Annotated in this window: 20 protein-coding genes; 5 read left to right on the top strand and 15 right to left on the bottom strand. The window is 39.0% G+C overall.

What is annotated here, in order from left to right:
* The first annotated feature begins 25 nt into the window (after positions 1 to 25).
* On the top strand, positions 26 to 751 hold the full coding sequence (locus I6F43_RS10240; protein WP_197102122.1) for a hypothetical protein: 726 nt from the start codon (positions 26 to 28) through the stop codon (positions 749 to 751).
* Here I6F43_RS10240 and I6F43_RS10235 read toward each other — a convergent pair.
* Together I6F43_RS10235 and I6F43_RS10230 are read right to left on the bottom strand one after the other, a co-directional pair.
* A protein-coding gene (locus tag I6F43_RS10235) for an IS3 family transposase (RefSeq protein WP_152995679.1) occupies positions 744 to 1,924 on the bottom strand; the annotation gives its coding sequence in 2 pieces (ribosomal slippage) (positions 744 to 1,666 and positions 1,666 to 1,924; 1,182 coding nt in all). The two genes, I6F43_RS10240 and I6F43_RS10235, sit on opposite strands and share 8 nt — an antisense overlap.
* A 661-nt stretch (positions 1,925 to 2,585) precedes the next feature.
* The gene (locus I6F43_RS10230) at positions 2,586 to 3,770 is read right to left on the bottom strand and encodes an NAD(P)/FAD-dependent oxidoreductase (protein WP_024592809.1); all 1,185 of its coding nucleotides are present in this window, start codon (positions 3,768 to 3,770) and stop codon (positions 2,586 to 2,588) included.
* Positions 3,771 to 4,098: 328 nt separating this feature from the next.
* Between I6F43_RS10230 and I6F43_RS10225 the strand changes: the two genes are divergently transcribed.
* Positions 4,099 to 6,225: a S8 family peptidase gene (locus I6F43_RS10225; RefSeq protein WP_197102121.1), complete on the top strand. Its 2,127-nt coding sequence runs from the start codon at positions 4,099 to 4,101 to the stop codon at positions 6,223 to 6,225.
* 104 nt (positions 6,226 to 6,329) lie between these two features.
* On the opposite strand, the gene I6F43_RS10220 is transcribed toward I6F43_RS10225, so the two are convergent.
* The 7 genes from I6F43_RS10220 to rplU form a co-directional block, all read right to left on the bottom strand.
* Complete coding sequence (locus I6F43_RS10220; RefSeq protein ID WP_007586078.1) at positions 6,330 to 6,803, bottom strand: peroxiredoxin; 474 nt, start codon at positions 6,801 to 6,803, stop codon at positions 6,330 to 6,332.
* Between the two features lie 188 nt (positions 6,804 to 6,991).
* Positions 6,992 to 7,876, bottom strand: coding sequence for a UTP--glucose-1-phosphate uridylyltransferase GalU (galU, locus tag I6F43_RS10215; RefSeq protein ID WP_024593607.1), 885 nt, complete (start codon positions 7,874 to 7,876; stop codon positions 6,992 to 6,994).
* Between the two features lie 294 nt (positions 7,877 to 8,170).
* Entirely contained in the window at positions 8,171 to 8,548 is a 378-nt protein-coding gene (locus tag I6F43_RS10210) for a DUF3718 domain-containing protein (protein ID WP_007586082.1), read from the bottom strand.
* Between the two features lie 78 nt (positions 8,549 to 8,626).
* Entirely contained in the window at positions 8,627 to 9,118 is a 492-nt protein-coding gene (gene folA / locus I6F43_RS10205) for a type 3 dihydrofolate reductase (protein WP_197102119.1), read from the bottom strand.
* Positions 9,119 to 9,191: 73 nt separating this feature from the next.
* A complete protein-coding gene (cgtA, locus tag I6F43_RS10200; protein WP_007586086.1) occupies positions 9,192 to 10,349 on the bottom strand; it encodes an Obg family GTPase CgtA in 1,158 nt (385 codons plus the stop codon).
* A 140-nt stretch (positions 10,350 to 10,489) separates the two neighbouring features.
* Positions 10,490 to 10,747, bottom strand: coding sequence for a 50S ribosomal protein L27 (rpmA, locus tag I6F43_RS10195; protein ID WP_002957747.1), 258 nt, complete (start codon positions 10,745 to 10,747; stop codon positions 10,490 to 10,492).
* A 16-nt stretch (positions 10,748 to 10,763) separates the two neighbouring features.
* Positions 10,764 to 11,075: a 50S ribosomal protein L21 gene (gene rplU, locus I6F43_RS10190; RefSeq protein ID WP_002957748.1), complete on the bottom strand. Its 312-nt coding sequence runs from the start codon at positions 11,073 to 11,075 to the stop codon at positions 10,764 to 10,766.
* Between the two features lie 422 nt (positions 11,076 to 11,497).
* Here rplU and ispB point away from each other — a divergent pair, with 422 nt between their 5' ends.
* Positions 11,498 to 12,469, top strand: coding sequence for an octaprenyl diphosphate synthase (ispB, locus tag I6F43_RS10185; protein WP_007586099.1), 972 nt, complete (start codon positions 11,498 to 11,500; stop codon positions 12,467 to 12,469).
* An 86-nt stretch (positions 12,470 to 12,555) separates the two neighbouring features.
* Here ispB and mdh read toward each other — a convergent pair whose 3' ends face one another.
* Positions 12,556 to 13,488 (bottom strand): malate dehydrogenase, encoded by a 933-nt coding sequence (gene mdh / locus I6F43_RS10180; RefSeq protein WP_007586102.1) that lies wholly within the window; start codon positions 13,486 to 13,488, stop codon positions 12,556 to 12,558.
* Positions 13,489 to 13,713: 225 nt separating this feature from the next.
* Here mdh and argR point away from each other — a divergent pair, with 225 nt between their 5' ends.
* Positions 13,714 to 14,181, top strand: a complete 468-nt coding sequence (gene argR, locus I6F43_RS10175; RefSeq protein WP_002957753.1) for a transcriptional regulator ArgR — start codon at positions 13,714 to 13,716, stop codon at positions 14,179 to 14,181.
* Between the two features lie 7 nt (positions 14,182 to 14,188).
* Here argR and I6F43_RS10170 read toward each other — a convergent pair whose 3' ends face one another.
* Genes I6F43_RS10170 through I6F43_RS10155 form a run of 4 tightly spaced genes read right to left on the bottom strand, consistent with a single transcriptional unit; the run spans position 14,189 to position 18,822 of the window.
* Entirely contained in the window at positions 14,189 to 15,088 is a 900-nt protein-coding gene (locus tag I6F43_RS10170; RefSeq protein ID WP_197102117.1) for a Dyp-type peroxidase, read from the bottom strand.
* Between the two features lie 48 nt (positions 15,089 to 15,136).
* Positions 15,137 to 16,186 (bottom strand): ABC transporter ATP-binding protein, encoded by a 1,050-nt coding sequence (locus I6F43_RS10165; RefSeq protein ID WP_197102115.1) that lies wholly within the window; start codon positions 16,184 to 16,186, stop codon positions 15,137 to 15,139.
* On the bottom strand, positions 16,187 to 17,818 hold the full coding sequence (locus I6F43_RS10160) for an ABC transporter permease (RefSeq protein ID WP_197102113.1): 1,632 nt from the start codon (positions 17,816 to 17,818) through the stop codon (positions 16,187 to 16,189).
* Positions 17,818 to 18,822, bottom strand: a complete 1,005-nt coding sequence (locus I6F43_RS10155; protein WP_197102111.1) for a Fe(3+) ABC transporter substrate-binding protein — start codon at positions 18,820 to 18,822, stop codon at positions 17,818 to 17,820. The genes I6F43_RS10160 and I6F43_RS10155 overlap by 1 nt, the downstream gene beginning before the upstream one ends.
* Positions 18,823 to 19,759: 937 nt before the next feature.
* On the opposite strand from I6F43_RS10155, the gene I6F43_RS10150 reads away from it, so the two are divergent.
* The gene (locus I6F43_RS10150; protein WP_024608319.1) at positions 19,760 to 20,275 is read left to right on the top strand and encodes a hypothetical protein; all 516 of its coding nucleotides are present in this window, start codon (positions 19,760 to 19,762) and stop codon (positions 20,273 to 20,275) included.
* Positions 20,276 to 20,285: 10 nt separating this feature from the next.
* On the opposite strand, the gene I6F43_RS10145 is transcribed toward I6F43_RS10150, so the two are convergent.
* Positions 20,286 to 20,966: a tRNA-uridine aminocarboxypropyltransferase gene (locus I6F43_RS10145; protein ID WP_024590630.1), complete on the bottom strand. Its 681-nt coding sequence runs from the start codon at positions 20,964 to 20,966 to the stop codon at positions 20,286 to 20,288.
* Between the last annotated feature and the right edge of the window lie 215 nt (positions 20,967 to 21,181).

Below are 21,181 nucleotides of genomic sequence, written 5' to 3'. Positions count from 1 at the left end.
GATTGTACTGTTGGAACTTAATAGCGTGGAACTTAAACAGCTGCCCATTCCTTACCAACTTACTTATGGTATATCTAACTTTTTATTCAAATCATCAGTATTAAAGTGTACGGTTTTGATTTCGAAAACACCATATTTATCAGCATTAATCGCATGTCATGGTGCAAAAGTAAAAGTCAAACCACCATACCAACCAGGTACTTGTATGCTTTTTCCTCTAAACAATCCTGATATCTTAAAACATGTAGTTATTGATCGGTTTGAAGAATTTAATGGACAAATGTTTTATTATTTTAAATACGCTAAGAAGCAAGTCAATCGGAAAAAGAAGCTAAACTCTATAGATAGTGATATAGGAAAAAAAGGTAAACCAAGTTCATTTGTTGAAAAGTACGGCATACACTTTCCTTTTAAATCAGAAGAAGAATGGCTTGGAAAACATGATATTTCAAATGTTGAACTTGAACAAATTACAAATGAAAATTTTCCGGCTATTATTGGTCAAAAAAATCTTGTTGAATATTGGAAAAATAAAGCGTTAAATTTGATCTCAAATCCAGACTACACAATGGGAGATATTTTAAATATCGCTAAAAAAGAGAGCAAATTTGATAAGCTAAGCATATTCTCAACGAGAAGTGAAAAAAGAAAAAATCACATTAATCAAATCTGGATTAACTCAATTCCAGAAAGCATAAGTAATGGAAAATTTTTAATTATCCTTTCTCCTTCACATGTAGTGGTCAACTAATTTTGGCCACAGTTTTAGAATCTTGGTATCTAACCTCAGATTCATTTGGCGCTAAACCAGCATTATAATGATGTGGCCTAACGTTGTTGTAATATCCGTTGATATAATCACTCACACTATATTTAGCATCTTTAAAGTTTTCGTATCCAACCTTTGGCATCCACTCCGTTTTAAAGCTTCTAAAAAATCGCTCCATTGGCGCATTATCCCAACAATTTCCGCGCCTGCTCATACTTTGTGTAATTTTATAGCGCCATAAACGTTGACGATATTTTAAACTTGTATAATGACTACCTTGGTCTGAATGAAACATCAGTCCTGTCGGTTTTCCTCTACTTTCATACGCGAGTTCAAGCGCTTTTAGCGTTAAATTAGTATCTGGCGACAACGACATGGCCCAGCCAACGACTTTACGTGCAAATAAATCAATAACAACGGCTAAATAAGCCCAGCGATTACCTACCCAAATATACGTCACATCACCGCACCACACGGTATCTGGCTCAACAACATCAAATTGTCTATCAAGCAGGTTTGGAATTTCAAGGTGTTCATTACCACCACGTTTATATGAATGTTGAGGTACTTGGCAGCTTTCAAGCTTTAATTTAACCATTAGCTTAGCAGCACGATAACGACTCAATTCAAAATCATTGTTCGTTGCTATTGCCGCGATTGTCCGCGCCCCAGCTGAGCCGCCGCTCATTGCATGTATGGCTTTAACTTCAGCTTCTAGCCTTACTTGCTCTGGTGTAGGCGTTGTATCCCGTATAGCCCAATATTTATAGCTGCTACGATGCACATTGAATACGTTACACAGCACGCTAATTGGGTAACGCTCTCGTTGATTTAGTTTCTCAATTAACGAGAATTGTTCAGGGAGTCGGACATCAAGAGAGCGGTAGCCTTTTTTAATATATCCTTTTCTAATTCAATGCGTTGGATTTGCTTTTTAAGTTCGCGGATTTCAATTTGTTCGGGCGTCATTGGCGAAGCAGATGGTGTCTGGCCACTCCGCTCTTGCTTTAATTGAGTAACCCACTTACTGACGGTTGATTTACCCACCCCCATCGCTTTGGCTGCTTCTTCTTGAGTATAACTTTGGTCAACTACAAGCTGAGCTGTTTCTAATTTGATTGCCGCAGAATACGTTGCGCGTTTTAATTTCGTCATTTTTTCACCCAAATTTGTATGCAAAGAGCATAACATTTCTTTCTTAATGGGTGGCCAAATTAACTATGCCACTACAACTTGGTAGTTCTAGTTAGCCTACCTGGTGATTCTAGTAACCTACCTGGTGATTCTTAGTTAGCCTACTCGGTAGTTAGATAAAAGTAGATAATTACTAAACGCATTTTTCGTTATTTACATTCAGAATAAGTCAGCAGAAAATTAACGCGATCTCATCAGGTTTAGTACAAGCTAATTCTTGATAACTTCTGATTTAATAAATTAAATAATAAAGAGGTGCTTACCATTTATGAAAGATTAATGCCATATATAAAAACGAGTAAAGTCTGCTGATGTTTTTTATATATTTATTAGAGTGTTACCCTTTTCACAGCTAGACATTTGATAAAAACTTATTCGTTCCATTCAAAGTCTATTCGCTAGAATACTTTCATCTTAGTAGATTTAGATTACATTAGTGATCTTAAATAGAAGAAGCCAGCAATTAATGTTGTCGGCTTCACAAACTAATATTTAACTATTGCTAGAGTTGTTTCATATCAACTCATGCTATTTTCTAAAACGAATACAAAAACCCCTTACAAGTCATGGTGTTAGATGTATATTCAATATTCTATGTATTCGTTCTAGTTTGGTAAAACTACTAAGCATACTGCCCACAAGCAAATCCACAGCTCCAAGCATACTGGAAGTTGTAGCCCCCTAACCACCCTGTTACGTCAGTTACTTCGCCTATAAAGTATAGGCCTTTAGCTTTTTTAGCTTCAAAGGTTTTTGAGCTCAACTCGTCGGTATCTACACCGCCCAATGTTACTTCTGCTGTTCTATAACCTTCTGTGCCATTGGGTTTAATTTGCCACGCATGAATGTAATTTACTAACTCATCTATTTGGGCATGTGTAAGCTGATTAATATTACAATCTGGTATCGCTTTGCTTTCATGCAGTATTTCTATAAAGCGTTTAGGTAAAATAGTCGAAAGGCTGTTTTTTAACGACTTTTGGGCTTGTGTTTCACGCCAATCAGCAAGTTGCTGCCTTAAATCAATTTCAGGTAGCAGGTTTATAGTGACAGCCTGCCCTGCTCGCCAAAATGAGCTTATTTGCAATATTGCAGGGCCCGATAACCCTCGGTGAGTAAAGAGGATATTTTCTTTAAATACGGTGCCGTCTTCGCTTGAAACTTCACATGGAATACTAATTCCCGAAAGCCCTTCAAAACGCTCTTTATCGTGCTGATGCAAAGTAAACGGCACAAGTGCAGCCATAGTTGGCAACACGCTTAAGCCAAACTGCTCTGCAATTTTATAACCTATTGGTGTAGCCCCTAGTTTTGGCATGGTTAAGCCACCTGATGCTATAACTAACGACTCACAGCTTAAGGTTTCTTGCTCTGTGGTAACGCTATAGCCGGTTTCGGTTTTTGATACACTGATCACTTCACTGCGTAGCTTTATATTTACTCCGGCCCACTCACATTCGGTTAGTAAAATATCAACAATGTCTTGTGCATTGTTATCGCAAAAAAGCTGGCCTAGTGTTTTATGGTGATACGCCAAGCCATGTCTGTCTACAAGCTCAATAAAGTCATGCTGTGTATAACGACTTAAGCATGATTTAACAAAATGAGAGTTTGTGCATAAGTAGTTATCCGGGGTTGCATTTTCATTTGTAAAATTGCAACGCCCACCACCACTTATTAAAATTTTACGACCTGGTTTTTTCCCCATATCAAGTACTGTAACGCTTCGGCCACGGTATCCAGCTTGCGCTGCACACATTAATCCTGCTGCTCCCGCACCTATTACAATTACATCTACTTGGGTCATTTATTTATCTCATTAAAAAATTTGCTCGATTATAGCAAAGTTTAATAGCTAACAACGCAGCATTTGAATTATTAGTAATAACACAACAAAAACGCATCAGTAATAAGTAGGGAATAATTACCCTCACAATAAAACAACCCTTTATGCTTATTTTTAATTTATATGACAAATACTAAACAACGAGTAAACCGCTAAAAACCTGGGTTATAACTAAATGAAAGAGGTACATAATAAATTGATATTTTAACCCGGTTAACAGATCGTTTACTTTTGTTCCCGCATCGTGATCTTATATCACGAAATAATAAATAAAAATCTAGGGATAATTATGACAACTAGTAAAACTTTTAAAAGATGCGCAATTGCAATTACAGTTAGTACGCTTTTTGCAGCAACATCTGGCATGGCTCAATCAGTTTCAAGTTCAATGGCTGAAACATCGGCTAAACTACAAAGCCAAGGCAGTTTCGAAACTCAGTTCATTATTAAATATAAAAATAATAACGAAATGGCAAGCCTCTCAACTGCAGACGCAAGCCTGTCTAGCATGAAAAAGCGCGCACAAAGCTTTGTCAAAAACTTCGCTTCTAAAAAAGGCAAAGTAAAAGCAAAATATATTCGTGCAATGGCACTTAATAACCACCACGTAATGCGTGCTGATAAAAAATTAAGTACAGCAGAAGCCCAAGAGTTTATGCAAGAAATGGTTGATTCTGGCAATGTTGAATACATTGAAGTGGATCAAATGTTAAAGCCGTTTTCAACTCCTAACGACCCTCGCTTTGATGACCAATGGCACTACTACGAGCAAGCCGGTGGTTTAAACTTACCTACTGCATGGGATACCGCAACGGGTAGCGGTGTAGTTGTAGCTGTACTAGATACGGGTTACCGCCCACATGCCGATTTAAATGCTAACATTTTACCGGGTTACGATATGATCTCTAACCTATCGGTAGCTAACGATGGCGGTGGTCGCGATAGCGATGCACGTGATCCTGGTGATGCTGTTGCTGCGAATGAATGTGGTACTAACGGTGCACAAAACTCTAGCTGGCACGGCACGCACGTAGCCGGCACAGTTGCTGCGGTAACCAATAACGGCGAAGGCGTTGCAGGCGTAGCTTATAACGCAAAAGTAGTGCCTGTTCGTGTACTTGGTAAGTGTGGTGGTTTAACCTCAGATATTGCAGACGGTATTATTTGGGCATCTGGCGGAAGTGTTTCAGGCATTCCTGCTAACTCAAACCCTGCAGATGTAATAAATATGAGTTTAGGCGGCAGCGGTTCATGTAGCTCTACAACTCAAAATGCAATTAACACCGCGCGTAGTAACGGCACTGTGGTAGTTATTGCTGCAGGTAACGATAACGATAACTCAGCAAACTACAATCCAGGTAACTGTAATGGTGTAGTAAACGTAGCATCAGTAGGTCGTAATGGCGGCCGAGCTTATTACTCAAACTACGGTAGCAATATTGATGTTGCAGCACCGGGTGGCGCGCAAAGCTTTGCAAACGACTCAGAAGGTGTTCTATCAACTTACAATTCAGGTTCGTCTACACCTTCAAGCGACAGCTACGGTTATTCGCAAGGTACATCAATGGCTGCGCCCCACGTAGCAGGTGTTGCGGCACTTATTAAGCAAGCAAAACCAGATGCAACGCCTGACGAAATAGAAAGTATTTTAAAATCAACAACCCGTTCGTTCCCTGCTACATGTACTAGCTGTGGTACGGGTATTGTTGATGCTGCCGCAGCTGTTGCAGCAGCAAGTGGCGGCACTACTCCACCTACAGGTGGCGATAGCGAGCTTATTAATGGTGAAGCTAAAACAGGTTTAAGTGGGGCTGCAAATGCACAAGCGTTTTACACTATGACCGTACCAAGCGGTGCAACTAATGTAACATTCACTATGAGTGGTGGTACTGGTGATGCTGATTTATACGTACGTGCGGGCAGTAAACCTACAACTACTACCTATGACTGTCGCCCTTATAAAGGCGGTAATAGCGAAGAGTGCTCTATTGATAACCCTACAGCAGGCACTTACCACGTAATGCTTAACGGCTACTCTGCGTATTCAGCTGTGAGCTTGGTAGGTAATATTACTGGTGGTTCATCGTCTGGTGGCGGTACAGGCACTCCACAAGCTGGCGGCGGCACTATAAGCGATGTGACAGCCAATACTGGTCAGTGGAAACATTACACGTTAGATGTACCTGCAGGAATGAGTACGTTTACAGTAACAACGTCGGGTGGAAGTGGCGATGCAGACTTATTTGTAAAATATGGCAGCCAACCAACAACCACTACGTACGATTGTCGCCCTTATAAAAATGGCAACGCAGAAACATGTACATTTACCAATCCACAAGCAGGTACTTGGCACTTGAGTGTTAACGCTTATAGCACTTTCTCTGGTTTAACACTTAGCGGACAATACCAACCGTAATTTAAAGTTTGAGCCGTAAATAAAAAACCGATGTTGTTTCCAACATCGGTTTTTAAATAGTAAGTAGCTGATTAATTAAAGCTAGAACCTACACTTTATTACTGTTATAGCTTCTCTAGTACTGATTCTGCGCGGCTTACAACAAACTCTTTGTCTTGCTCTACAAATAAACCAGTTACTACTGCATTTTCAACAATCATAGCGTAACGCGTTGAACGTAAACCACCAAAACTAGCGGTATCTTTATCAAGCCCTAACGATTTAGTGAAACTTCCATCGCCATCGGCAAGCATGGTAATTTCTTGCGCGTTTTGCGAGTCGCCCCATGCTTTCATAACAAATGCGTCATTAACAGATACACAGTAAATAGCATCAACACCTTTTGCTTTAATTTTATCAGCAAGAGTAATAAATTCAGGTAGATGTGCATTTGAACACGTTGGTGTAAATGCACCTGGCACTGCAAATAACACGACTTTTTTACCTTCAAACAACTCTTTATTTGTAAGAGATTGCATACCGTCGTCAGTTAATTGCGTTAACGTAACCGATGGTAATTCTTGGCCTTGCTCAATCATGGTGGTTCCTTTAAAAGATCAATACAGAATAAGTAACAATCATACTACGTAACCTATTACAGTGTAGGTAAAGTGTAACTAACTTAGTAACCCAGAGTAGTCTAGCAAAGGTTTATAGACCGCGTTCACTACATTTTATGAAAACTATTTTAGCTTCTATAGTTTTCATAAAATTTATTGCTCTGTAGTTAAGGTAAATTCAAATCATTTATAAAGCGAGAAAAGTCATTACCTAACTTTTTATCCCGCATGCTGTACTCTACAATTGCTTTTAAATAGCCTAACTTATCTCCGCAATCGTGAGAGCGACCACTCATATGGAATGCTTCAACGGTTTCTTGTGCCATTAATGCGTCAATAGAATCTGTAAGTTGTATTTCACCGCCAGCACCTACAGACGTTTTTGCGAGTAGAGGCCAAATATTCTTACTCAGTACATATCGCCCTACAACAGCAAGATTTGAAGGTGCTAAATCTGCATCAGGTTTTTCAACCATTGCTTTAATTGCAGCACTTTTACCTGGCATTAACTCAACACCGTTTATATCAGCAATACCATATTTACTAACGTCTTCTTTAGCTACTGGCTCAAGCATTATTTGACTTGCTTGAGTTTCTTTAAAGCGTTTAATCATGGCCGCTAAGTTTTCAGTTTCTTGATCGGCAGTATAAGCATCAAGTATCACGTCTGGCAGGAGCACGACAAAGTTATCGTCACCAACTATTGGCTTAGCACACAAAATAGCATGCCCTAGCCCTTTAGCTTCACCTTGGCGTACACTCATAATGGTGACATCAGGCGGACAAATAGAGCGAATCTCATCTAATAAAGCACGTTTAACACGTTTTTCAAGAGTAGCTTCTAGCTCGTAACTTGTATCAAAATGGTTTTCGATTGCATTTTTAGAGCTGTGTGTAACTAATACAATATCTTTAATACCGGCAGATACACATTCGCTGACAATATATTGAATTAGAGGTTTATCAACTATAGGGAGCATTTCTTTTGGAATAGCTTTTGTCATAGGGAGCATTCTCGTCCCTAAGCCTGCTACTGGAATTACAGCTTTCATATCTATCCTTAGTGATTAAGTTTGTAAATAAACTAGCAGATACAAAATAGATACCAGCTGAATAAAGTTACCTCTTTTGAAGAAGTAAATTTGAAGCTGCTTTTAAAGTGAAGACTCTACACTTTGGGAATATAAAATAGATAGGTAAATAGTGAACTTATTAATGATTTTGTTGGGGGGGTGAGATTACATTAGCTAAATAAAAAAGCCTGAGATTGTTATTAATAACAACTTCAGACTAATCAATATTTAACAATACCTTACTGAAGGTAGAGTTATAAAACCTTTTTATAATTAAAGACCAGCGCGATCTTTAATCACTGCAATAAGTGGTGAGCTAGCAAAGTTGCCTTCAGCCCAAGCAATATCAGCACCATCTGTTAACGCACTTTTTGATAAGTTTTTAACTATATACTCACCAGTATCCACTGCATTACTAGCAACAGCATGGCGTAATAAGTTATTACCATTACATTGTACTGCATCATAAATATTACGAATTTTTACACGAGAGCTTTTAAGCTTGCTGCGTAATCGGTTTTTATCGTCTGCCGCAATATATTCACAAATAGATACTGCTAATTGATCTTCAGCATTTGCAGGTGCTGTATACGAAAAAGAACTTACAGCGACAACAGCAGTAAGTGCAACTAGCTTTGGTAATTTAAACATGACAAACCCTTTATAATACTTTGTTCTTATATAGACTATCAAATATTATATCAATCTATCAAAAATTACGCAATAATGTTAATGTTCTTTATACAAAGTTACGAATTTATAACTAGATTTGTTTTTTTCATCAGGAAGGTTTTCTTGCTCTTCTTTCACGTCCCAATTAGCAACTTTATTGTAATCAGGAAACTGTGTATCGCCTTTAATATCTAAATCAATAAAGGTTAAATACAAGCGTTCTGCTTTTGGTAAAAATTGCTCATAAATATTACCGCCACCAATAATCATTACTTCTTCAACAGCAAAAACTAGTTCTAGTGCGGCCTCTGGTGTGGTTACCACTTCAATACCCTGTGCAGTATATTCGCTGTTTCGAGTAATAATAATATTACGACGCCCAGGTAAAGGACGGCCTATTGACTCAAAAGTTTTACGACCCATGATCACAGGTTTACCCGTAGTTACTTTTTTAAAATGCTGAAGATCCGCAGGTAAATGCCATGGCATTTTATTATCTAGGCCAATTACACGGTTATTTGCCATTGCTGCAATCATTGAAATTATCATAATAAACACCTAGTACTTTATTCTTAAACAAAGAAAAAGGAGCATAAGCTCCTTTTTAATAAATTCTATTTAATTAACGCTCGTAGACAACTTCTACGTCGTAATCATCTTCATCCCAGTCGTCCCAATCATCATCATTGCCTTTACCTTTAGTGGCTTTTTCATGATAGGTATCCCACTTGAATTCAACTTCTTCATCTTCAACTTGTACAAACTTCTCTTTAGGCATGCTATCAAGTAGTGTCATTATGTTGTGGATTAAAGGTTGAGTATTAAGTTTATTAATTGCTGAAATGTGATAAATATTTTCAGTTTCGCCCAGCTCTTCTGCAATCGCTTCGCATAGCGCTTTTGCTTCATCTTCTGGTAATAAATCTATTTTATTAAACACTAACCAGCGTGGCTTTTCAGCTAATTTAGGGCTGTATTGGTGTAGCTCGTTAATAATCGAGAATGCATTATCAACAGGGTTTGAACCATCTACCGGCATTACATCAATAATGTGCAATAACACACGACAACGCTCTAAATGCTTCAAGAAGCGGATACCTAGGCCTGCACCATCAGATGCACCTTCAATTAGACCCGGAATATCGGCTATAACAAATGATTTATTTGCTTCTGGACGTACCACACCTAAATTAGGAATAAGCGTCGTGAATGGGTAATCAGCTACTTTTGGTCTTGCTGCAGATACACTGCGGATAAACGTAGATTTACCTGCATTTGGTAATCCTAGCAAGCCCACATCAGCTAATAATAGTAACTCTAACTTTAAGTTACGTACTTCACCGGGTGTGCCCAATGTTTTTTGACGAGGTGCTCGGTTAGTACTTGATTTAAAACGTGCATTCCCCAAGCCGTGGAAACCACCTTTTGCAACCAAAATTCGTTGACCATCTTGAGTTAAGTCGCCAAGTCCCTCTTGGGTATCAACATCCATGATGCGCGTGCCTACAGGCACCATAACAAATAAGTCATCGGCTTTTCGGCCTGTACAGTTACGGCTACGACCGTTAGTACCACGTTCAGCTCTATGAAAGCGCTCAAACTGATAATCAATTAGGGTATTTAAGTTTTCATCAGCTTGTAGATAAACACTACCACCGTCTCCACCGTCACCGCCGTCTGGTCCACCATCTGGAACATATTTTTCACGACGGAAAGACACGATGCCGCTGCCACCGTCTCCAGCTTCTGCGCGAATTTCTACTTCATCTACAAACTTCATGATTACTCACTTTAGGGATTGGCTTGTTTAATAACTCTATTATATACCCAAGCCAACACAAATGCAGGCTTGGGTATATATTTTGACTGACTACAAAACAAAAAACCCCGCAAAGGCGGGGTTTTTAACTACCTTACTGATTACTCAGTTACGATAGTTACGTATTTACGGTTTAAAGGACCTTTTTGTTCAAACTGAACTTTACCATCTGCTTTTGCGAAGATAGTGTGGTCTTTACCGATACCTACGTTAGTACCAGGGTGGAAACGAGTTCCACGCTGACGAACAATGATGCTACCCGCTAGAACTGATTCGCCACCAAAACGCTTAACACCTAGGCGTTTGCTTTCTGAATCGCGACCGTTACGAGTACTACCAGCTGCTTTTTTATGTGCCATTTCTAAGTACCTCTAATTAAGCGCTAATGCTAGTGATTTTAACTTCAGTGAACCATTGACGATGGCCCATTTGCTTACGAGAATGCTTACGGCGTCTAAATTTAACAACCTTAATCTTCTCACCGCGACCATGTGAAACAACCTCAGCTGTTATCTTGCCACCGTTTACGAACGGTACACCGATCTCGATTTTCTCACCATCAGCAACTAAAAGTACTGAATCAAATTCTACTGCCGCACCAGTTTCAACGTCTAATTTTTCAAGACGAATCGTTTGACCTTCAGTCACACGATGCTGTTTACCACCACTTTGGAAAACCGCGTACATAATTAACTCCGTCTGTGCACCCTCAAATCGGCGCAACTAAAATATTCTTCGATAGGGCGCGAAGTTTACGCTAACGCGAAATAACTAGCAAGCCTATTTTGTAATTAAAATGAATAAAAAGTAGCTGCTTTGAGAGCAATTCAATATTTACCCCATTTTATATTAATTAGCCCTTTTGCCAAGCGCTTTTTAACTCTTAGTCGAAATAAATTAATGTACTCAAATATGACCCTCACAGCTTAATATCTAAGCACACCACAAACTGTATATTGATTATCAATTAATCAGTTATCTTGGCTAATTCAGTCTAAATTAAGTACTTTAATAGTGTTTTTTCAATCAATCGTCACAAAATATCGAGCTAGTGCATTTTTTGTTGTACAATCTGCGCCGTTCACACATAAAAATTGGCTCGGAGATCAATGGATATAAAAGCTATCCAGGCGTTAATCGAAAGCGATATGAATGACGTCAATCAACTTATACATGCGCAAATGCGCTCAGATGTGGCGTTAGTTAATCAGCTTGGTTTATATATAGTTAGCAGTGGCGGCAAACGCGTTCGTCCAATGCTGGCGATTTTAGCAGCCAAAGCGCTCGGTTATCAGGGTAAAGATCACATAACACTTGCAACAATTGTTGAGTTTATTCATACAGCAACGCTATTGCATGATGATGTTGTAGATGAATCAAACTTACGACGTGGCACACCTACAGCAAATGCTGAATTTGGTAATGCTGCTAGCGTATTGGTTGGTGACTTTATTTACACTCGTTCATTTCAGCTTATGGTTGGCCTTGGAAAAATGCAGGTTATGCAAGTACTTGCCGATGCAACAAACATTATTGCTGAAGGTGAAGTATTGCAGTTAATGAACTGCAACGACCCAGATACAACCGAAGCCAGTTATATGCAGGTTATTTACTCTAAAACAGCTAAGTTGTTTGAAGCAGCGACAGGGCTTGCTGCCATTATTACTGAGCAAGACCAAACTACTCTCGATGCACTAAACCTATATGGTATGCATTTAGGTACTGCGTTTCAGCTAGTAGATGATGTACTCGATTACAATGCAGATGCTGAGCAGTTGGGTAAAAACATTGGTGATGATTTAGCTGAAGGCAAACCAACGCTTCCACTTATTTATGCTATGCAACATGGTAGCGAGCAGCAAACGCAGCTTATTCGTGATGCAATAGAGCACAGTAATGGTATGGAGCATTTAGAAGACATTCTATCGGCACTAAAGCAAACTAATGCGCTTGAATTTACAATGCAAAAAGCAGAGCTTGAAGCTGACAAAGCTATTGCGTGTTTAGACTTTTTAGCTGAGTCTGACTATAAGCAAGCACTCATAAGCCTTGCTCGTATTGCGGTTGACCGCGACCACTAGTTTTAACTAGTTACACAGTGTGAAATTAATTCTGAGCAATAAAAAAGCCTGCAAATGCAGGCTTTTTTGTTATTCTACTTTGGCTATTACGCCATGAAATCAACACCTTCTTTGATGTCTTTTTTCAGTGTTTCAAGCATGTCATTTTTTGCTTTTGTTTCAAATGCGCTTAGTTCGCCGTAAGAAAGAATTTCTTCTACGCCGTTTTTACCTAAACGTACTGGATGTGCAAAGTACTCTGCATCGCCATTTTCAACAGCAACGTAAGCGTAATCTACAACTTCTTCACCCTGTAGGCCTTTAACTAAAGACATACAAAAACGAGCTGCAGCAGCACCCATAGATAGCGTAGCTGAACCACCGCCTGCTTTAGCATTTACAACTTCAGTACCCGCATTTTGGATACGTGGAGTAAGTGCAGCAACTTCTTCATCAGTGAAAGAAACACCTTCAACTTGAGAAAGTAGAGGAAGAATAGTTGTGCCTGAGTGACCACCAATTACTGGTACTTTCACAGTTGCTACGTCTACGCCTTTAAGTTCAGCAACAAATGCTTCTGAACGAATAACGTCAAGCGTAGTAATACCGAATACGCGTTTAGCGTCGTAAGTACCTGCTTTTTTGAATACTTCAGCAACGATTGGAACTGTGCCATTTACTGGGTTAGTAATAATACCTACTAACGCTTTAGGACAGCTAGCAACAATGCCTTCTGCTAAAGTTTTGATGATACCAGCATTTACATTAAATAAATCAGCACGATCCATACCTGGTTTACGTGGCATACCCGCTGGGATAAGAACGATGTCAGAGCCTTCAAGCGCTTTGTTTAATTCGTCTGCGCCAAAGCCTGCTACTTTAACATCTGTTGGGATGTGAGAAAGGTCAACCGCAACACCTGGTACTACTGGTGCAACATCATAAAGTGATAATTCAGAGCCAGCTGGTAAGCCTGTTTTTAATAATAAAGACAACGCTTGGCCGATACCGCCTGCAGCACCTAATACAGCAACTTTCATTGGAATTCTCCGTAATTTGAGGTAGGAAACATTTGTGGCTCTTAAGATAATGAAATTAGCGACTAAAAACAAATTTATCCTGTCTATTTCAAGTATATTTTCGACCATAGTCGTAAACTTTTGTGATTTAACGCATCAAACTGGCAAGTTAACTAAACAACTGCTGCATAATTATTCATTTTTGTGTAGAATTTGCGGCATAAATAACAAAAACGAATAAAGACTATGCAACCACAAGATAAACAAGAAGCACTGGTAAAAGCATTTAAATCACTATTAAAAGAAGAAAATTTTGGCTCTCAAGGCGAAATAGTTGATGCATTAAAAGATCAAGGCTTTGACAATATAAGCCAAAGTAAAGTATCGCGCATGTTAAGTAAATTTGGTGCTGTACGCACACGTAACGCCAAACAAGAAATGGTTTACTGCTTACCTGCTGAAATGGGTGTACCTACGGCTAAAAGCCCATTACGCCAATTAGTAATCGACATTATGCACAACGAAATGATGATCATTATTCGTACCAGTCCAGGCGCCGCTCAGCTTATTGCTCGTTTATTAGATTCATTAGGTAAAGCAGATGGCGTACTAGGAACAATTGCAGGCGACGATACTATTTTTATCGCTCCTGCTAAAATATCTGAAATAGATGTAACACTTGAACGTGTTCGCATTTTATTTGATACGGTTTAATAGCAAACTAAATTTGTTTTAAAAACCCGACTGAAGGCGCGAAAAAAGCAGAACCCATATCGGCTTGAGTAAAATCAAGCCAGTGGTCGTAACAATCCCCTTCCCCTAAACGACTATTAAGTACTTTTTCAAATGCGGTGCCCGTACAAGAGCATGTAATTGATAACATTCCCTGCTCATACACATCGCCATAAGGCATGCTCTGATTTAATAATAGCGGTTGTCCGTCTTCGTCTTTTAGCTCACTTCGCGAAGCATGGCTGGTTTCGATCGCAGGGGTAATTAGCGTGTTATCAAGGCGCGTACGTCCCATTATTTGTTCTTGCTCGCTCAATGATAAGTGCTGCCACATAGTTAAGTCATGCTTATAGCGTTGTACATGAATATAACTCCCCTGATCTTCAAAATTGCCAGGGCTACTAATTAAAGCCGTAGCGCGCTTTTTTCTTCCATGTGCGGTGTCGCCACCATAAATAAAACCATTAAAATCACGACCATCTAAAAAGCGAAAATTACGAATTTGCTCCACCAGCTCAACATCGGGAGCAAATAGTTTTAAAATTTGCAGCGCAAATAAATGGTTAACGTCTTCACGGTCAGAGCGAATTTGCACAAATAAATCGCACGGTTGTACGCTCATTTGATGATCGCTATGGTTTATATTAGGAAAGCTCTGTAATTCGCTTGGGATGTATTCAGGGAGGATATGCGGCCAATATTGCGCACCAATAGCAACCATGCAAGAGAGCATTGATTCTGAAAATTGATCGCTAAATTCTTCTTCAATAGCGCTTACTTGTTTTAACTTTGCGCGAAGTGATTCATCTTGACCATCAAACACATTAAAAAATAAGTGCAAACCGTGTAAGTTTGCTTCAGCACAAATCCCTGATTGCGCTTGCGCCATTGTTATTCCTTAGTTTTACAGATAAAAACACAGCGAATAACAAATTAATTAAGATTCGAAAAAATTCACCGTGTGAGGTTTTATTTTTATTATAACCTGTTCATTATTTTCAAATGACTGGCCATATTGTGCAGCAACTTCAATTTCTTGTTTATCAATAACAAGTGAATAAACATACGCCGAACCAATAAAGCGACGACTTATGATTGTAGCTCGCTTGCTGAGTTTGTCACTTTGGTTATCTGCCACTAATTCTATTTGATGAGGGCGCACATATATAAGCCCTACGCTTACGTTTTGCTTACTCTCAATATAAGATTCGACTAAACCAAATGGTGTTTTGTATTCAGTTGCTGTTAATACTTCTGCGCTCAAGTATATGCCTTGACCCAGAAACTCTGCAACCTCCTTTGAACATGGAGCTGCAAAAAGCTGCTCGGGCGTGCCTTGTTGCTCAATTTTACCGCGATGCATAATGGCAAGTGTATCTGAAAACGCAAACGCCTCTTCTTTTGAATGTGTAACAAACACAGCAGACACTTGAGTTGCCTTAATAATTCGACGTATATCGGCAATTAATTCAAAGCGTACTTGTGTGTCGATATTTGAAAAGGGCTCATCAAGTAGCAATAAACTAGGCTTATAAGCTAATGCACGAGCAATAGCTACACGCTGCTGTTGACCACCCGATAACTGATGCGGGAACCTGTCAGCACAGCCAATTAAATGTACCAGCTTAAGCATTTCATCAACGCGTTGCTGCTTTTGAGCTTTACTCATTTTACTAAGCCCGAATGCGATATTATTTGCTACCGTTAAATGCGGAAACAATGCATAATCTTGAAACATCATGCCGATGTTACGGTGCTCAGGCGAGACAAACGATTGCTCATCACTCACTAATTTACCGTCTATAAAAATAGACCCTTGCTTAGCTTCAATTAAACCTGCAATCGCTTTTAACGTGGTCGTTTTGCCGCACCCACTAGCTCCGAGTAGGCAAACAATTTCATCTTTACCCACTGTTAAATCTAAATTGTGGATAACCTTTGTGCCGTTATAGTGATAGCTCACGCCTTGTAAAATTAAACTACTCATTTAACTACGCTGCTCCATAGAACGATTAATAAAATACAAAGGAATAAACCCAACAATAACAATAAATAATGCCGATATAGAAGCAAGCTCTAATTGCTCGTCGCTCACATACTGAAATACATGAGTAGCTAAGCTTTCAAAATTAAACGGCCTGAGCAATAGCGCAGCCGGCAGTTCTTTCATGCACTCAATAAATACCAATAACGCAGCAGTAAGCAATCCTCTTCGCAGTAAAGGTAGGTGCACTAAACGCAGTGTTTGTCCTTGGCTTTTACCCATTGATTGGCTTGCCATATCAAGTGATGGGCTAATACGTAAAAAACTCGACTCAATTGCTCCGTGTGCAATGGCGTAAAACCTAACAATATAAGCAATAATAATAGTAAGAATGCTACCTGTAAGCAGCAAGCCAATATCTAAATTATACGGCTCGAGCGCTGTGTTAATGGTGTTCTCTAATAACGTAAGCGGTAATAAAACCGCAATAGCGAGTACTGTGCCAGGCAGCGCATAGCCTGTGCTTGCTAAACGCCCAGGAATAAGCGGATACGCTTGCTTTGCCACACGCTGATAAAAAACCACAAAAACACTCAACGTAATCGTTATTAGGCTCACAACCCCTGCCACTTTTAAACTTTGCCAAGCGTAACTAAAAAACTCTACATCCCATGCTTTATCAAAGTAGGTAATGGCATAATTTATAAGTACTGCAATAGGAATTACAAACGCGATAAGTAAAATAAAGCTGCAAAATACCGTTGCGAGCCAAGCTGACTTTCCTTTTAATACATAGAGAGATTCACTATTTACACTTGATTGGCGCTCAAATACCGCTTGGTTACGACGACTAAAGCGCTCCGCCATTAATGCTAAAAATAACAGTAATAACATCACACCCGATATTTTAGCTGCCGCTGTAAGTGAGTAATAACCAAACCACGTATCGTATACGGCAGTCGTTAATGTACTTACGGCAAAATAACTCACTGTTGCAAAGTCAGCCATGGTTTCCATACTTATAAGCGCAAGAGCCGCCACAATAGCCCCACGAGAGAGTACTAAGCTTACTTTAAAGAAACTTTGCCAAGGAGATAATCCCATTAACTGGCTAGCTTGTACTAATTTGAATGACTGCTCGCGAAGAGCCGTTTTAAAAATCAAAAATAAATACGGATAAAGCACCAAGGCAATCATAACGATGGCGCCGGGTAATGTACGTATATCAAAAAACCAATAGTCATTAGGCGATTGCCAACCAAACCATTCTCTCAGCGCTATTTGCACCGGGCCCGCATAATCTAATAAATCAGTGTATACATAGGCAATAATATAGGTGGGCATAGCAAGGGGCAGCATAAGTGCCCATTCAAACTGTTTTTTACCCGGGAAACTACAGTAAGCCGTTAGCCATCCAAGTGGCAAAGCTATGGCGCAGCTAAGGACGCAAACACCTAAAACAAGCAATACGGTATTGGTTATGTAATCCCAAAGCACGGTATCCCACAGGTGGGAAAACACCTCAGAGCTACCTTGTAGAGATTCAAAAAGAAGAAAAAACAACGGGGCCGATAGAATTAAGCCAGTCGACCACGCAAAGAGCTGCCATTTAGACAGCTTAAATTTATTAGTCATTAAAGATCGAACTTCACCTCATCAATTAGCTTAAGCGCTAACGGACGATATTTACTAATCTCATCAAGTGGCAAGCTGTCTTCTTTAAAACTCCCCCAAGAGGCAACCAAACTTGATAGTTCAACACCCGACTTAACTGGATACTCCATATTTAATGAGGCATACATGTTTTGTGCTTTGCTGTCGGTCATATATTCTATGAGCTTTAATGCATTTTCAGGGTTTTTAGCATATTTGGTAATAACCGCACCCGAAACATTTATGTGTGAGCCACGATTAGTTTGATTCGGAAAGTTAATATTTACGGCCTCTGCCCAACCTTTTTGCTCTTTATCTTCTAGCATTTTACCAAGATAGTAACTATTACCTAATGCCAAGTTACATAAACCTTCTTTAACTGCTTTAACTTGAGCACGATCGTTACCTTGAGGTTTACGTGCTAAATTAGCCTTAACACCTTCAAGCCACTCTTTGGTTTGCGCTTCACCATGGTGTGCAATCATAGAAGCCACTAAACCTAAGTTATATGGATGTTTGCCTGATCGCGTACAAATTTGTCCTTTGTATTTAGGATCTGCTAAATCTTCATAAGTGAGCTTAGGTAACGCACCAATTCGCTCTTTTGATGAATACACATTACGAACTCGCTTAGTAAGCGCGACCCATTGGCCATCACCGTCACGAAAAGCTGCAGGCACGTTATTATTTACACTGTCACTTTTTATAATTTGTGTTAATTTTAAATCTTCTAATTGAATAAGCGCACTAAAATTAGAGGTTAATACTAAATCGGCTTTACTATGTTTACCTTCACGTTTAACACGCTCAATTAACCCTTTTTTAGCAAAAACAACATTGGTTTTTATTCCCGTTTGTTTTGTAAAATCGTCTAAAATTGGCTGAATCAAAAACGGCTGACGAAAAGAATAGATATTAACAACGTCACTTGCAAAGGCTGGTGCCGATGCTGCTAATCCTAAAACAAGTGTAAATACTGTCTTCATTATTTCACCTAAATAATTGTTATTATCATCGAATTCTACCGCGCTCATTCAAAAAGTGCACACTTTAAATAAATGTAAATATGTAAATAACGCCCAAAAAGGAAATGCAGTGTAAGAGATGTCTCACGGATGTGACAGCTAATGAGTAAAAATCAAGATAAAAAACACACAAAAACAACCTAACAACATGTATTAATTGAACTTTTACATTATTACTATTGCATAAATACTAATTGAACGTAGTTTTATCCCTATTTTAGTTGCTCTATTGCACTATAATTTACGCATCAACCAAGCAATGACGCTTATTGAGTAAAAGGAAATGGACTGCTTACTCAACCAACCAATGATTAGGTTACCAGGACAACACGGATTTTAGGACAGGCTCAGGATGAGTATCACAACGCAATGTTGTAAAAAGGACAGCGTCAGGAAGATGCGAAAAGGATAACAACACGGCTAAGTTGTTTAACAGGATGTTGAGGGAATAAATGGACAGGCCTTTAAGGCAACACAATGGATTGGTTAAAATAGGGATACACTAGGAAGTGTAATTAGGGATTTGGTAATAGTATTTACCCTACAGGATGTTTAGGAATTTAAGGATACAGGCCCGGATGGTCTACATTACATAGAACTAAAAAGTAATATAGTAATAAACATGGATTAGTAAAAATTGGAGTTGATTAAGTTCAATTGCAGGATGCAGAAAATTAGAAGATTCCGCAAGCGCGCCTAGAGATAGAGCGCGCTTTTCTTTGCCTAAAATTTGGGTTTAGTAAAGCTCTAAGCAACTACCACTAACTTTTGCAGGGTAATACTGCATCCCAGCTAATCAATATTAATACCTTCAAATACTTTATTAATATTTTAAATTTCGCTAAGTTTTTCATTAATTGCGCCGATAACTAAGTAACGCAAGGATCATAAATACTCAATGGATATGAATTTTAAAATGCCGCAAAGCAATACCTTTTTATGTAAAGTATCAGACGCAAGTACAGCAAAACCAATTGGTGTTTTTAGTGCCCAAACTCCCAACAAAAATCCGTATAAAGCTTTATTTAGCCCCAAAGGTTATAACTTTTTAAATATGCCAATGAGTGAGTTTAAAAACATACTTAACGTAATTATCCAGTTAGAAAGCGATATTTCTATTAGTAAATGGGGTGAGGGTTCTCGACCTGATGAATTTAGTTATCAGCTTAATAGAATAGCAAACGCTATTGCGACTACTCACTTTAAGGGAAAAACCGATATTAGCTGTTACTTTTTAAAGCGAGTCGAAGAGGCTAAGGATATGATTGGTGAGGACTGCACCTCGTTTATTCAGGCTCACAATAGCGTAAGCCAATTATATAATACGGTTTTACAATTAACATCTGAAGAAGGCTTCAGAGCAATTCAAAATAAAGCACTTGCTCACTTAAAAGAGCAGCAAGCTTTCGCTTAACTGCGTAAAACTACTCTTCTAGCGGTCGGCCTTTATTGCGCTTACCAAGCAAATACGCATCACGAAACTTAATAAAATGCTGTTCTAATTTAGAAGATGCATCCATTTCTCCCGCAAGCGCTAGCACCATAATAGCCACTTCAGCAGTGCCTAGTTGATGCGCATGAGGGGCAACACGTAATCGGTAATCAGATAGTTTATCAGCAGTAACAGAAAGTACAGGCAAGTTATCTAAGTATGGGCTTTTGCGAATCATTTTTTTAGCTTCACGCCAGGTACCATCTAAAAATATAAATAGCGGTTTTTTACCCTCTTCAATACTTATTTCGGTAATGGCCCTGCCCTCTTCTACATCTTCAGCAGGGAATACTACCATTGGCTGATATTGTGAATCGCTTATCAAAGCTAAAAGAGCGGGGTTAGGGTCTGTTCTATCCCATCTAAATGCGTGGTTATCTGGCACTATTTCAGCAATTAAGCGCCCAGTATTAGAAGGTTTAAAACTTTCATTGTGATACATTAATAAGCACACAGCTGCTTTACAATCTGCATGCTCAACACCTTTACAAATACAGTAGTGCTTAGCTATTAAGCATTGCTCACAGCGATCTAATTTACCGCCTCGAGCATTAAACTCTCGACGGGATTCACTTATTTGTTGAGCGCGTAATGCTAAAACTGAGTTTTTCACTGTATTTACCTTCAATTAATTAAGCGCGCATTGTAACGACTTATCGCAATTTAATCTTATATTTATAGCCATACCAACCTGCATAAATCTTTGATCAATTTAACGAATTAAATTGCACTATAACTTCGTTAAAAATTTTTTATTTAGAACAACTAGATACAAAAACTTTTGCCTAGTTCTAGCGTAATTTTCTTAACGTTAAATAGACCCCATAT

The sequence above is a fragment of the Pseudoalteromonas sp. NZS71_1 genome (assembly GCF_015864305.1).
In the GTDB taxonomy this organism is placed as follows: domain Bacteria; phylum Pseudomonadota; class Gammaproteobacteria; order Enterobacterales; family Alteromonadaceae; genus Pseudoalteromonas; species Pseudoalteromonas arctica.
Note: the sequence above shows the minus strand (reverse complement) of the source record. Positions and strands in the feature narration are given on the sequence as shown.

Bases quoted from the DNA above. Each gene is read 5' to 3' on its own strand.
- I6F43_RS10220 (WP_007586078.1), bottom strand. From the start codon at position 6,803: ATGATTGAGCAAGGCCAAGAATTACCATCGGTTACGTTAACGCAATTA.
- mdh (WP_007586102.1), bottom strand. From the start codon at position 13,488: ATGAAAGTTGCTGTATTAGGTGCTGCAGGCGGTATCGGCCAAGCGTTG.
- rpmA (WP_002957747.1), bottom strand. From the start codon at position 10,747: ATGGCACATAAAAAAGCAGCTGGTAGTACTCGTAACGGTCGCGATTCA.
- folA (WP_197102119.1), bottom strand. From the start codon at position 9,118: ATGATAATTTCAATGATTGCAGCAATGGCAAATAACCGTGTAATTGGC.
- I6F43_RS10225 (WP_197102121.1), top strand. From the start codon at position 4,099: ATGACAACTAGTAAAACTTTTAAAAGATGCGCAATTGCAATTACAGTT.
- I6F43_RS10165 (WP_197102115.1), bottom strand. From the start codon at position 16,186: ATGAGTAGTTTAATTTTACAAGGCGTGAGCTATCACTATAACGGCACA.
- cgtA (WP_007586086.1), bottom strand. From the start codon at position 10,349: ATGAAGTTTGTAGATGAAGTAGAAATTCGCGCAGAAGCTGGAGACGGT.
- I6F43_RS10155 (WP_197102111.1), bottom strand. From the start codon at position 18,822: ATGAAGACAGTATTTACACTTGTTTTAGGATTAGCAGCATCGGCACCA.
- I6F43_RS10150 (WP_024608319.1), top strand. From the start codon at position 19,760: ATGGATATGAATTTTAAAATGCCGCAAAGCAATACCTTTTTATGTAAA.
- I6F43_RS10160 (WP_197102113.1), bottom strand. From the start codon at position 17,818: ATGACTAATAAATTTAAGCTGTCTAAATGGCAGCTCTTTGCGTGGTCG.
- rplU (WP_002957748.1), bottom strand. From the start codon at position 11,075: ATGTACGCGGTTTTCCAAAGTGGTGGTAAACAGCATCGTGTGACTGAA.
- argR (WP_002957753.1), top strand. From the start codon at position 13,714: ATGCAACCACAAGATAAACAAGAAGCACTGGTAAAAGCATTTAAATCA.
- ispB (WP_007586099.1), top strand. From the start codon at position 11,498: ATGGATATAAAAGCTATCCAGGCGTTAATCGAAAGCGATATGAATGAC.
- I6F43_RS10230 (WP_024592809.1), bottom strand. From the start codon at position 3,770: ATGACCCAAGTAGATGTAATTGTAATAGGTGCGGGAGCAGCAGGATTA.
- I6F43_RS10210 (WP_007586082.1), bottom strand. From the start codon at position 8,548: ATGTTTAAATTACCAAAGCTAGTTGCACTTACTGCTGTTGTCGCTGTA.
- galU (WP_024593607.1), bottom strand. From the start codon at position 7,876: ATGAAAGCTGTAATTCCAGTAGCAGGCTTAGGGACGAGAATGCTCCCT.
- I6F43_RS10170 (WP_197102117.1), bottom strand. From the start codon at position 15,088: ATGGCGCAAGCGCAATCAGGGATTTGTGCTGAAGCAAACTTACACGGT.